Annotated in this window: 11 protein-coding genes; 3 read left to right on the top strand and 8 right to left on the bottom strand. The window is 33.1% G+C overall.

Translation table 11 applies throughout. The features are described 5' to 3' along the window. Positions 1 to 107 precede the first annotated feature (107 nt). Both OZP09_RS19265 and OZP09_RS19260 read left to right on the top strand, forming a co-directional pair. Positions 108 to 728 (top strand): hypothetical protein, encoded by a 621-nt coding sequence (locus tag OZP09_RS19265; RefSeq protein ID WP_269235260.1) that lies wholly within the window; start codon positions 108 to 110, stop codon positions 726 to 728. Then, positions 725 to 3,445, top strand: a complete 2,721-nt coding sequence (locus OZP09_RS19260) for a DNA gyrase/topoisomerase IV subunit A (protein WP_269235259.1) — start codon at positions 725 to 727, stop codon at positions 3,443 to 3,445. The genes OZP09_RS19265 and OZP09_RS19260 overlap by 4 nt, the downstream gene beginning before the upstream one ends. A 60-nt stretch (positions 3,446 to 3,505) precedes the next feature. Here the strand turns inward: OZP09_RS19260 and bcp are convergent, their stop codons facing one another. After that, on the bottom strand, positions 3,506 to 3,958 hold the full coding sequence (gene bcp, locus OZP09_RS19255) for a thioredoxin-dependent thiol peroxidase (RefSeq protein ID WP_223681594.1): 453 nt from the start codon (positions 3,956 to 3,958) through the stop codon (positions 3,506 to 3,508). Between the two features lie 223 nt (positions 3,959 to 4,181). Between bcp and OZP09_RS19250 the strand changes: the two genes are divergently transcribed. Continuing rightward, complete coding sequence (locus OZP09_RS19250) at positions 4,182 to 4,838, top strand: endonuclease III domain-containing protein (RefSeq protein ID WP_269235258.1); 657 nt, start codon at positions 4,182 to 4,184, stop codon at positions 4,836 to 4,838. Between the two features lie 15 nt (positions 4,839 to 4,853). On the opposite strand, the gene OZP09_RS19245 is transcribed toward OZP09_RS19250, so the two are convergent. From OZP09_RS19245 to OZP09_RS19215, 7 genes are all read right to left on the bottom strand, one after another. Next, positions 4,854 to 5,918: a tetratricopeptide repeat protein gene (locus tag OZP09_RS19245; RefSeq protein ID WP_281309844.1), complete on the bottom strand. Its 1,065-nt coding sequence runs from the start codon at positions 5,916 to 5,918 to the stop codon at positions 4,854 to 4,856. Between the two features lie 569 nt (positions 5,919 to 6,487). After that, a complete protein-coding gene (locus OZP09_RS19240; protein ID WP_281309843.1) occupies positions 6,488 to 7,552 on the bottom strand; it encodes a tetratricopeptide repeat protein in 1,065 nt (354 codons plus the stop codon). Between the two features lie 515 nt (positions 7,553 to 8,067). Then, the gene (locus OZP09_RS19235) at positions 8,068 to 8,211 is read right to left on the bottom strand and encodes a hypothetical protein (protein WP_269235252.1); all 144 of its coding nucleotides are present in this window, start codon (positions 8,209 to 8,211) and stop codon (positions 8,068 to 8,070) included. 50 nt (positions 8,212 to 8,261) lie between these two features. Further along, positions 8,262 to 8,846, bottom strand: coding sequence for an RNA polymerase sigma factor (locus tag OZP09_RS19230; RefSeq protein WP_223681599.1), 585 nt, complete (start codon positions 8,844 to 8,846; stop codon positions 8,262 to 8,264). Between the two features lie 318 nt (positions 8,847 to 9,164). Beyond that, a complete protein-coding gene (locus tag OZP09_RS19225) occupies positions 9,165 to 9,920 on the bottom strand; it encodes a glycoside hydrolase family 16 protein (protein ID WP_281309842.1) in 756 nt (251 codons plus the stop codon). An 80-nt stretch (positions 9,921 to 10,000) separates the two neighbouring features. Continuing rightward, the gene (locus OZP09_RS19220; protein ID WP_281309841.1) at positions 10,001 to 11,668 is read right to left on the bottom strand and encodes a glycoside hydrolase family 16 protein; all 1,668 of its coding nucleotides are present in this window, start codon (positions 11,666 to 11,668) and stop codon (positions 10,001 to 10,003) included. 11 nt (positions 11,669 to 11,679) lie between these two features. Next, entirely contained in the window at positions 11,680 to 13,293 is a 1,614-nt protein-coding gene (locus OZP09_RS19215) for a PKD domain-containing protein (RefSeq protein WP_281309840.1), read from the bottom strand. Position 13,294: the final 1 nt, after the last annotated feature.

Here is a 13,294-nt window from a genome sequence, read left to right as displayed (position 1 = left end):
TACATTGCCTGAAAACAATGAGCAGATTTTTGCGAGTAAATATAAAACCGTTTTACCAAGTGTTGAGGTTTTGAAAGAACCTCTTCAAAATAAATAGAGAGCGAGAAATGAAGAAAATTATATTTTTGATCTTAACCTTACTTTTAATTTCTTGTAAAAAGAATGATACAGATAAAACATATAGTAAAGTAATTAATAAAAGAGAGTTTCCAATAAAGAATTATTCTAAGATTGAACTGATTTCTTATTATAATAGAAATTATTGGGATACTAAATTTAAAGGAGAATTTCCAATTCACAAAGTATTAGTAGCTAAATATAAATTAACTTTCGACAGTACAATGATACAGGAAAGAGTTGTTTTAAATAAAATTCAGGAAAAAGAGCTTTTGAATTTAATGATAAGTGATAGTTGTTCACTTGATCAAATTGAGTCAGCTTGCTATAATCCTAGACACATGATTCTGTTTAGAGATAATAAAAACAGAATTATTGGTTATAATGAGTTTTGTTTAGAATGTTCAAGTTCTCGAAATTCAGATAATTTAAAAGATTTTCAAAGGTATTGTTATTATGATATGAGTAACTTATTTAAAAAATTTGGAATTTCACTTTTTGTAGAAAATGATGATCCAAAAGCAATAGCGAAAGAAGAAGCATTCGCAGAAAAAATTTGGCAATCAAAGCGATTAAATAGAAATACTGAAATAATTCAGCATAAAAAATGAAAGACGAAGAAGACGATAACATAATTCCAAGCGACGACGAGAATAATCAGGATGAAAACCAAATTGATGACAATCAAAATGGTGATGAAGATGAGATTATAGACGTAGATGCTAAACATTTTGAAGGACAGCATTTTTACGAAAATCAGGAAGAAGAAGGCGAAGATGTGATTACCAAAGTAACCGGAATGTACAAAGACTGGTTTTTGGACTACGCTTCGTACGTAATTCTGGAACGTGCTGTACCTGCAATTGAGGACGGTTTTAAACCTGTTCAGCGTCGTATTATGCACTCTTTGAAAGAGCTGGATGATGGTCGTTATAATAAAGTTGCCAATGTAGTTGGGCACACCATGCAGTATCACCCTCACGGAGATGCGAGTATTGGTGATGCTATGGTACAGATCGGTCAAAAAGATTTATTGATTGACTGCCAGGGAAACTGGGGAAACATACTTACAGGTGACGGAGCAGCAGCTTCTCGTTATATAGAAGCACGTTTATCTAAATTTGCTTTGGAGGTTTTATACTCTCCAAAAATTACTGAATGGGGATTATCGTATGACGGTAGAAAAGCTGAACCGATTAATCTTCCTGTAAAATTTCCGTTGCTTTTAGCACAGGGAGCTGAAGGTATTGCAGTTGGTTTATCAACAAAAGTTTTACCGCATAACTTCAATGAATTAATTGACGCTTCGATTAAAATCTTAAAAGGAAAACCATTCACGCTGTATCCTGATTTTATGACGGCCGGTGTTGCCGACGTTTCGAATTACAACGACGGTATGCGTGGCGGACGTGTGCGTGTGCGTGCGAAGATTTCACAGTTAGACAAAAATACATTAGTAATTACACAGATTCCGTTTTCTACCAATACTTCGAGTCTGATTGACAGTATTTTGAAAGCGAACGAAAAAGGTAAAATTAAAATTAAGAAAATTGAAGACAACACTGCGGCAGATGTTGAAATTTTAATTCATCTTTTCCCAGGGGTTTCACCGGATAAAACTATTGATGCTTTATTTGCATTTACAGCCTGCGAAACCTCTGTAGCACCTTTAGGTTGTGTTATTGAAGATAATAAACCCTTGTTTATCGGTGTTTCTCAAATGTTGAAAATTTCTACGGAAAGAACAGTTGAATTACTTAAGCAAGAGCTTGAAATCCAATTAGAAGAATTAAAAAACAAATGGCATTTTTCTACTCTGGAGAAAATCTTCATTCGCGAAGAAATGTACATTGATTTCAAATTATACGGTGACAGGGAATCCCTTTACAAATATTTGTATGACCGTTTCGAGCCTTTCAAAAAATCATTTGTAAGAGAAATCAATGATGATGATTTGCAAAGACTGACTCAGATTCCGATGATTCGTATTACCCGTTTTGACTCTGATAAAGCCGATGAATTGATTTCGAGGTTAGAAGAAGAAATGAAAGAGGTCGAATACAATCTGGAACATCTTACTGATTTTGCCATTGCTTATTTCACTAAGTTGAAAGAGAAATATGGAAAAGGGCGCGAACGCCAGACTGAACTTCGTGTTTTTGATAACGTTGAAGCTACAAAAGTTGTTTTACGAAACACAAAATTATACGTAAACCGCGAAGAAGGTTTCGTAGGAACCAGCTTAAAGAAAGACGAATACGTTGGAGACTGTTCTGATATTGATGATGTCATTGTGTTTTTGCGTGATGGTACAATGATGATTACAAAAGTTGACAGCAAAACGTTTGTTGGTAAAGACATTATACATGTTGCAGTATTTGATAAAAGCGATAAACGTACCATTTACAACATGATTTATCGTGATGGAAAATCGGGTCCGTCTTATATCAAACGTTTCAATGTTTCGGGAGTTACCAGAGACAAAGCTTATGATTTAACAAATGGTACCAAAGGTTCTCAGGTTGTTTATTTCTCACATAATCCCAACGGTGAAGCGGAAGTTGTTACCATCTTATTAAGACAAATTGGAACGATTAAAAAACTGAAATTCGATATTGATTTTGCTGCCCTTGCCATTAAAGGACGTGCATCAAAAGGAAATCTGGTTACTAAATACCCGATTAAAAAAATCGAACTAAAAGAAAAAGGAATTTCTACTTTATTGCCTAGAAAAGTCTGGTTTGATGATACGGTAAAACGTTTAAATGTTGACGGACGTGGAGAATTACTGGGCGAATTCAAGCCAACTGACAAGATTTTGGTTATCAGTCAATCCGGTAAACTAAAAGTAATTATTCCGGAGTTATCAACTCACTTTGAAGAAGATATGATTGTTTTGGAAAAATGGAAACCTAAGAAACCAATTTCTGCAATTTATTACGATGGTGAAAAAGAGCGCTATTTCTTAAAGCGTTTCCTTGTAGAAAATGAGGGCAAAGAAGAAAGCTTTATTACCGATCATCCGAATTCTCAGTTGGAAATTGTATCAACAGATTATCGTCCGGTGGCACAATTGGTTTTTGCAAAAGTAAAAGGTGTTCAGAAAGAAGATCTTCATATAGATGTAGCAGACTTTATAGCCGTAAAAGGTTTTAAAGCTTTAGGAAATCAGTTAACAACAGAAAAGTTAAGACAAGTCAATTTATTAGAACCGCTTCCTTACGAAGAACCTGTTGAAGAAGTTCCGGAAAGACCTGAAATTTCAGAAGACGATCCTGTAGAAACTGAATTAGATGACGATGGTCAGATTGGTTTAGTTTTAGAATAATTTGAAAATAGAAATATACAAAAATGCCCTTTCCGAAAAAAGGGCATTTTTTTTACTTAATTATTTCAAAATTTGAGCTGCATGTTCTTTTGTTTTGACCTGTGAAATAACCTCATCGATTATTCCGTTTTCGTCAATTACGAAAGTGGTCCTGTGGATTCCGTCATATTCTTTTCCCATGAATTTCTTTGGTCCCCAGACTCCAAAAGCATTGATTACTGATTTGTCTTCATCTGCCAAAAGCGGAAAAGGAAATTCGTATTTGTCTTTGAATTTCAATTGCGCTTTCTGACTATCCGCACTTACACCCAAAAGTTCATAATTATTAGCTTTAAAACGCTCAAAATTATCCCTTAAATCACAGGCTTCAGCGGTACAGCCCGGTGTGCTCGCTTTGGGATAAAAGAAAACTACCAGCTTTTTCCCTTTATAATCTGCCAGTGTATGTGTTTTTCCGTCCTGATCTGTTCCTGAAAAATTGGGTGCTTTATCCCCTTTTTGTAATGTCGTCATGTTTTATAATTGTTAATTATGAATTGTTACTTGTTTTCTGCCCCGGATTGCAGTGAAAACCCCGGAATTGTGAAAGTTTACATTTTTTGCATTAAGAAAGCGACCAGCGGAAGCTCTTGTTAATGCTTAAAAATGTTACTTTGACAATGAGGAGTTGAAACGGAAAGCCGGATTAGGCACATCATCAAAATTATGCTATTTTTACGGTAATAAAAATACGGAAATGAATAAAGAAGCCCGAGTACAATTTGTTATAAATACGTTAAAAGAACTCTACCCTACTATACCTGTCCCGCTTGACCACAAAGATCCTTATACCTTATTGATTGCTGTATTGCTTTCTGCACAATGTACAGATGTGCGTGTGAATCAGATTACACCTTTATTATTTGCTAAGGCTGATAACCCATATGATATGGTAAAAATGTCTATAGAAGAAATTAAGGAAATTATTCGTCCGTGCGGGTTGTCACCAATGAAATCAAAAGGGATTCACGGGTTATCTGAGATTTTAATTGAAAAACATAACGGAGAAGTTCCTCAGAGTTTTGAGGCTCTTGAAGCTTTGCCGGCTGTTGGCCATAAAACAGCAAGTGTGGTGATGTCCCAGGCATTTGGGGTTCCGGCATTTCCAGTTGATACGCATATACACAGATTGATGTACCGATGGAATCTTTCGAACGGAAAAAATGTAGTCCAGACCGAAAAGGATGCTAAAAGATTATTTCCAAGAGATTTATGGAATGATTTACACTTGCAGATTATCTGGTACGGACGTGAATATTCTCCTGCAAGGGGCTGGAGTCTGGAAAAAGATATTATTACGAGAACTATTGGAAAAAAATCAATAATAGAAGAAGCTGCCAAAAAGAAAATTTAGCAGCTTCCGTATAAATTATTTACTGTTTTTCAAAGCATTATATTCATTAGTCATTTCCAGAGCTCTGTATATACCTAAAAGTGATTTTTTTGCTTCTTCATTGCCTGGTTCGATAATTAAAGCCTTTTTAAGAATTGGTATTGCACTTTTTACAATCTCATCTTTTTTAGTATTTAATTCATCATATTGTTTTACTTCTTTTGGAGTATTTCCTAGTGCATTCATTTGATCTAACAATGCCTTTTTTAATTCCATTTTGACAAAAACAAGATTAATGCAACAATTAATACAATTAGGATTTACCTGTAAAGCATCCTGATAATTTTTTTCTGCATTAGCAAAATCATTTCGCTCTAAATATGAAAAAGCCAGATTAGTTAAAACTTCTTCTCTTTTTGAAGGAGGCGAAAAATTTCTGGGTTTCTCGTATACACCTTCACTAACGGCCAAATCACGCGCACCTAAAGAAACGAAAGCATCTTCTAATTTTGTCTTTTTATGAGTTGCATAAAAAATAGTTCCTGTTCCTGTATAGTTCCTTTTTTTAAGTTCCTCGTAATATTTGATAGATGAAATATAATCTTTACCTGTTAGGGAAGCTGCTGCTGCATTGTATAAGTTTAACGTATCTTTTTTATCAAATAAGTAAACTTCATAACTCTTATCAGCACTTTCTTTGTATTTCCCTTCTTTGAAATCGCTAATTGCCCCCTTAACGAGTTTTGATTTAATATCTTTTAAAGCTAAATCTGCCTTAAAAGCATATTTGTAATGGCGTGAATCATTTTCATACAAAAGTACATCCTGATATGCACCAGAAGCCAATGTGAAATTATTTTTCGGATCTATGTCCTTATTCGCTAAATCTTTATGACTATTTCCTTTTAAGTAAAAAAAATCAGATTTGGTTACGTCAGGGGCATTGACGATAAGATATTCAATTTTTTTTAAAATTGTTAATGACTCTTCGATTTTTCCTTTATCATAAAAAGACTGAGCTTCTTTTATTTGATCTTTTTGGGCAAATACCCCAACATTAACCAATAACAGAAAGGATAGTATTTTAATATTATTTTTCATTTTTTTGTTTAGTTTGATTATTAAATAATTGATTAATTGAATGTAGTATACATTTAAAAGGCGCAAACAAAACAAAATAAATTATCGTAGTTTTTTTTCATAGATGTTAAAATTGATGCTTTAAATTTTTATTTTATTATTATTTACTTTTATTCTGAACCATTTCAAATCCGACAAATTTAGATCTATTGATTTGTACAAAATAAAAGCTTTTTTTTAATAACCTAAAGATAAAAATCAGGCAAACTAACAAAGCACTAAACTTTAACACCGTAATAATAAAAATCCTAATTAAAGTACAATTCCTTTAACTAATTAAAAATTTTAAACCGCAAATCCTGCTATTTATGTCACCATACATTTAAGATTGATTATCTATTTATCATTAAATTAGTGTACAAAAAAGCTCACTATCAGTATTTTCATACGTATAGTGAGCTTTCATGCAAAATACCGATTTGGTTTTTATTTCGAAATAAAAAATCCCGATAAAACTAAAGCTTTTAAGTTTTAAATTTAAACTCCTAAGTCTCTTTTGAACAATTAATAGCTAATAAAATTTATTGTTATTAATTACTAATTGTCTTTAGAGAATTATACTCTTTTGTCATATCTAAAGATCTGTAAATTCCTAAAAGCATCTTTGTAACTTCTGGATTTTTTGGCTCGATAGTAAGTGCTTTTGTAAGATAAGGAATAGCACTTTTTGTTATATCATCTTTTTTTGCTGACAATTTATCATACTCCAGCATTTCTTTTTTAGAATTCCCCAAAGCATCTATCTTTTCTACTATTTCTTTTTTTGATTCTAGTTTTAAATAAGCCAGATTGATGTATGCATCAATATAATTAGGATTTAATTCTAAAAGATAATTGTAGGTCGCCTCTGCTTTTACTAATTCCTTTCTCTCTAAATAAGCATATGCTAAGTTTCTATTTACCTCGAACTTCCTGGAAGGAATAGCTTCATTTCTCGGTTTTTCATAAAGTCCTTCCTGAATATACGATTCTCTTGCTTTTGGAGAAATAAAAGCTTCTTCTTCTTTTGTTTTCTTATTGGTCGCGTAATAAAGAATTCCATTTCCTGAAAAGTTGATTTTTTTTAACTGCTCATAATATTGGATTGCCAAAACATATTCCTTTGCATTTAAGTAAGCAGCAGCTGCATTGTACAAATTCATTGTATCCTTTTTATCGAATAAATATACTTTATAGCTTTTTTCAGCACTCTCTTTAAAATTACCTGCCTTGAAATCACTGATTGCACCATTAACAAGTTTTGACTTCATATCTTTTAAAGCCAGGTTTGCTTTTACGGAAAGTTTGTATTTACCAGCTTCGTTTTCATATAAAATTACATCCTGATAAGATTGTGATGCAGCAGAAAAATTATTGGCAGCATCAATATTTTTGAGTGCCAGGTCCTTTAACACATTTCCTTTTAAGAAATAAAAATCTGACTTTTCTTCATCCGGGGCATTTAGAATTAGATATTCTGTCTTCTTTAAAATTACAATTGCCTCATCAGATTTTCCTTTTTCAAACAAAGATTGAGCATCTTTTATTTGAGACTTTTGAGAATATACTCCAACATGTATCAATAGTATTGATAACATTATAAATTTTAATTTCATATTTAGATTAGTTTGATAGTTAATAGATTTGGGATGCATTTAGATGCAAAACTGTAAGCTTGTAAATCTGATGGGATTTAAAAGCTCATCAAACTAGATAGAAAAATTAGGGTAGTTTTTTATCATATCAACAAATTTTATACGGTTAGACATTCGCTACATATAAAAAAATCATTTTTTAACTGAATTAAAATTATAAATGTTTTTTTTTTACATCATTTTTTGAAGGTTATTTATTTTTTATCTAAAAATAGAATTAAAAAATGAATACACAAATAAAATACAAATTATTTTTCAAAAGTCTGTTTAAAAGAAATAATTCCTTACAAGAACAAGTTGCTTTACGCCATTTCTTTATTACAAATATTTATCAACAGTCTTTCAAGATCATATGAATTAGGATTTATTTTATAAAAAAACTCACTATTTGTATCTGCATACGAATAGTGAGCTTTCGACCAAAACGACCATTTGGTTCTCTTTCGAATAAACATCCGACAAAAGTAGTGGGCTGTTTAATTAGCTATAATTTCAAAACTTTTATTATCGATTTTCACAACTTTTAAAGCTTGTGAATAACTTAATAAAAAAGAAACGACTTCTTTGTTTGGTTTTAAATCTTTAGAAGCTAATGTCTTTTTAGAGTAAATTTTCGCCATACTATGAAAATGTTTTATACCAGTATAACGCGACAATATCTAAAATAGTATTAATTGGTTAAAATAATTTGATGTTTATCAATTATTTTTCTTAAATTCATTAATGCATAACGCATTCTGCCTAATGCTGTGTTGATACTTACACCGGTTAATTCGGAGATTTCCTTGAAACTCATATCCTGATACATGCGCATTATTAATACTTCTTTTTGATCATCGGGAAGCTCCTGAATTAGTTTTTTAAGGTCAACTTCGACCTGGTCTAAAATCATTTTACCTTCAATAGTTAAAGAATCATCAGACATAATCGAAAAAATCGAAAACTCTTCTGTTTCTCTGTACATTGGCATTTTTTTGGTTTTTCGAAAGTGATCCACAATTAAATTATGAGAAATTCGCATCACCCAAGGCAGGAATTTACCTTCTTCGTTGTATGAGTTGGATTTTAAAGTTTTAATAACTTTAATAAAAGTATCCTGAAAAATATCATTTGAAATATCTCTATCAGCAATCTTTGAATATATGAATCCATAGATTTTAGACTCATGCCTTTTTATTAATGTTGCTAAAGCATTTTCATTGCCTTCAACATAATTTTTAACCAATAGAGCGTCAGGAATATGCAGATCAGCCATAATATACTACTTTTTTAGTTGTTGAAATTTGGAGTAATTTTCTAAAAAGTAATTTTATTGTATAGGCTTATCTTTTTTTGAGTTTGTTAATAATCTGTCCAAATTTAACAAATTTTTATTTTAAAAAGCAAATGAACAGCAGAATAATTAGTAGTAAAATTCGAAATAATATTAATTAATTTTAAATTTTATCGATAAAGCGCGTGTAAATCTTAAATAATTTAAATGTTTTAACAGTTAAAAAAAAAAGAAGTTTCCTCGCCTAAATTATTTATTTTAAACAAGTTACACTTCTTTTTTAATAGTAGTTATTTTATATTATTTATACACACGGACATAATCAATATAAAATTTTTGAGGCAAAACTGCATCATCAACAGCCGGGCCTCCAAAATTACCTCCAATAGCTAAATTAATAATGATATAAAATGGCTTATTAAAAGGCCAGGTATCTTCATTTTTAACTTCAGGATTAAAAGTATAAACCAAAATTTCGTCAACGAAAAAATCAATTTTATCTTTATTCCACTCAATTGCATAAATATGATATCCTTCTTCTATATTAGGAAACTCAGTTCTTTTTGTATTAATTGTATTTCCATGACTGTCCTGAGTATGCAGGGTGGTGTAAACCATATGCGGGTCTCTTCCTATATATTCTAAAATATCAATTTCTCCCGTTTTAGGCCATTTTACCTCATCAATATTTGCACCTAACATCCAAAATGCAGGCCATAAGCCATGACCAACAGGCAGCTTGGCCCTTGCTTCGATCCGGCCATACAAAAATTCTTTTTTTCCCTTAGTTGTGATTTTTGTAGATGTGTATTTTTCTCCTTCTTTTCGTGCTTCAATAACGAGATTACCATTTTTTATTTCATGATTGGTTCTGGTATAAATTTGTCTTTCATTATTTCCCCATCCACAAAGATTTGGACATCCGTCACCGACTTCAAAATTCCAGACAGATTCGTTTACTTTATTATTAAAATTTTCTTCCCAAATCAGTTTTCTTTTTAGTCCCTGCGCCATGCAAAAGCTACTAATTATAAAAAGCAACATTACTTTTTTCATGTCAATATTTTTTTAAATTAAGAAATTAAGAAGGCCAGCAAAAACTGACCTTCCAATTTTCATCATATTAATTAATTATTTTATTGATATACCCTTACATAATCAATCTCCATAGAAGACTGTGTAAAAGCAGGATCGATATTCCCTCCAAGATTTCCTCCCATTGCTACATTTAATATTAAAAAGAAGTCGCTGTTAAACGGCAGCGAAGCAGTATTCGCAACAGAATGTATGAGTGTATCATCAGCATATATTTTTATGGCTGTCGGGCTCCAAACCGCTTTATAAACATGAAATTCAGTTGAAACATTTGCGATTGTTTTACTGCCTGTATCAGCGTTTCCTCCAGAGCGGCCTGGATAATGGAGTGTACCATGAATTACATTTTGATTGTTTCCTACATGTTCCATAATATCAATTTCACCACAGGCAGGCCACGGACTTGTTGCATAATTTTGTCCTAACATCCAGATGGCAGGCCAGGTTCCGGCACCTATTGGAAGTTTGGCCCTTACTTCTATTTTTCCATACTTAAATTCAAATTTATTTTCAGAAACTAATCTTGCTGATGAATAAGCCGCTCCTCCTGAAGATTCTTTCTTCGCAGTAATCTTAAGATTTCCACCCTGAACGATTACATTCGCAGCAGCATTAGTGTAATTCTGTTTTTCATTATTTCCCCAGCCATTATCTCCGGTTCCTAAATTATAACCCCATTTCGCCGGATCAGGAGCACCATCAGTATTAAATTCATCAGACCATACTAAATTGCTATAATCTACATCTGTATCCGGAACCTGAGTTGGCTTTGTTGTCGTAAAAATATGATACCATGCCAAGGCAGGATTACCTCCCATAACCGCTCTTACAACCATTCTGTTAGCTGTAATAGATAAAATCTCATAAGAACTCTGACCGATATAATACCCCATAAATCCACCATCTGAGAAGTTTAGCATAGTTCCTCTTGTCTGAGTAGCATGATTAGGATTTTTAGTCACAACAGATTCTGATGGGCTCAGGGATACATTTTTCATCCCTCCTGCATTGTATGCCAGACAGGCATCATCGGGTGAACTTCCTCCTGCTACACTTGCAAAAGCAGCATTAAAAAAGGTAGAACCTCCATTATTCAGTTCGTATTTTAATTGTTCTCCATCTAAAAAAAAAGTCAGTACATTTTCATACAGGCAACTGCTAGCTGGTGAGGCTGCTTTTTCAAATGAACCTGCCTGATAATAGTTGGCATAATAATTTTTGGTTGCATCACCATCATTTTGTCCCACTCCTAAATGCCCTGATTCAGAAGCTGACCAGTACCATTTTTTAGACGATCCTCCAGTCAGAAAATCAACTGCTTCCGGATCACTAAAATTGCTTAAAACCTCAACTTCAATTGTAGTATTGGTCGCTACACCTCCTTTTCCGTAAGCAACAGCTGTAACGATATATTTATTTACTCCTGTTTTAGTAAATCGTTTATCAAAATGACCACTAGGGGAATTTTCTGAAGTTCCGTCACTAAATACATATTTATATGAAATAACATCATCTCCAGTTGCCACAAGTTTAACAATTCCTGATCCGTCTCCATAGGGTTCTGCGGCTGTTTTTCCAACAATTTCAGCAGTTATCTGAATATTTGCCGGCGCATTTATATCTCCAAATGCGTAATCATCTTTCTGACAACCCGTCATCAGGAGAATAGCAAATAAGAATACTATTTTTATAATTATTTTTTTGCTCATGATTTCTTAATTTAATTGGATTGTTTTATATCATCGAAGTAATAGGTCGAACCTGTCCCCATTTGCCCAAAGTCCGGAAACAAAATTACTCGGTCGTATTTATTTGCTGTACTAAAATTTGGCGCTGTAGTGAGGTCAAAAGTTAATACCTGCCATGCATTTGCTGTTGTGGTGGTTGCATGCGCTTCGAAAAATATCGTTGGATTTCCATTTCCGTCTTTTGGAGAGGTAGAAACTTCCATTTTGTATAAAATATCAGCACCAACTTTAGGAGACCACACAGTTACTTTTACAGTAGTACCTTTAGTGAAATCGATTGTATTTTCTAAATTAAGACTTGCACCCGCCCAAACCTGAGCTCCGGATGTTTTCTCAATTTTAACTACCTTATTAGATACATTAGCGCCGGTTTTATCAGGATTTGTAACAACTGAAACGGGAATTGGTCCAAAACCTGAGTCTCCAAAACCTCCCCAGGCATAAGTTAAGCTAGCTGATTCGAAATCAAGAGGCAATTGTACGGACTGAGCAGCTGTTTTGTAGAAATAAATATTATCTATATAAACATTTTTTCCTGCCGGGGTTCCAACCAGTTTCAATTGAAAAATATCTGCAACAGTTAAATTCTGACTTGTAAATGCCGAAATAGGAATATCAATACTTGTCCATGCATTCGCTGTCAAGTTTTTTGCTACTGGCTTTTCTCCATTCGTTTTACTAATTAAGAATGTTTCGATTTTATCTAAATCTGCTGTCCATACATCCATATGAAAAAATTCCATTCCGGTTACATCAATAGTTACACCATCTGCCAATGCAATCCCCTGATAATTCAGGTTATTATAATTCAGCATTTTATCTCCTGCTAAATCAAATTCTGTCAAAGTAGTAGATTGCCCCCAATTCGGATAGAAAACAGTTCCTGCTACATTAGTATATTTAGAACTGTAAATAGAAATCACATCTCCAGCTTGTCTGTTTGGCGGAGCCGGAGCTGATGTTGTTGGATTAAGAACCAGTTTGGCAGTAACCTCAGTTGTATATTCTGTAGTTTTAACGGCAGCACTTTTTGAAACCACACGAATGGTATACACTCCTGCATTTTGGTACGTATATGAAACCGATTCACCGTTATTTGCCGAAATTGGATCTGGTTTTCCTGCTTCTCCAAAATAAACGTCATAAAACAAAGCATAATTAGCAGAGGCTGTAACTGTTAGCTTTTTAGACACTGATAGATCATTGGTTACAACTACTACTAAATTTTCCGGAGCTTTAAAGGAAACTACTACTTGCTGAGCTGCTTCAGTAGTTTTTCCATTTAATCCCATCGCTATAATTTTAGCTGTATAAACGCCTTCCGCATATGCATGTGTCACGGTAGCTCCCGGCGAAATATATTCTGAAACAGCACTTCCATCACCAAAATCAACTTTGTATTGTGTTGCTCCTTCTCCTTTAGGTAAAAAAGTAACTTTTCCTGAATTATCCTGCGTTACCGTGGTCAAAGCTGATATATTTTCCGGCGCTGCTATACCATCCAAATCAATATCGCTGTTATCGCTTGCACACCCCATCAGGACTGTCAAAACGAAAAAACTTATAATAAAATGTATCTTTTTCATA

It is taken from the genome of Flavobacterium flavigenum, assembly GCF_027111255.2.
GTDB lineage: Bacteria > Bacteroidota > Bacteroidia > Flavobacteriales > Flavobacteriaceae > Flavobacterium > Flavobacterium flavigenum.
The sequence above is the reverse complement of the archived record's forward strand: the minus strand, read 5'-3'. Positions and strand labels throughout refer to the sequence as shown.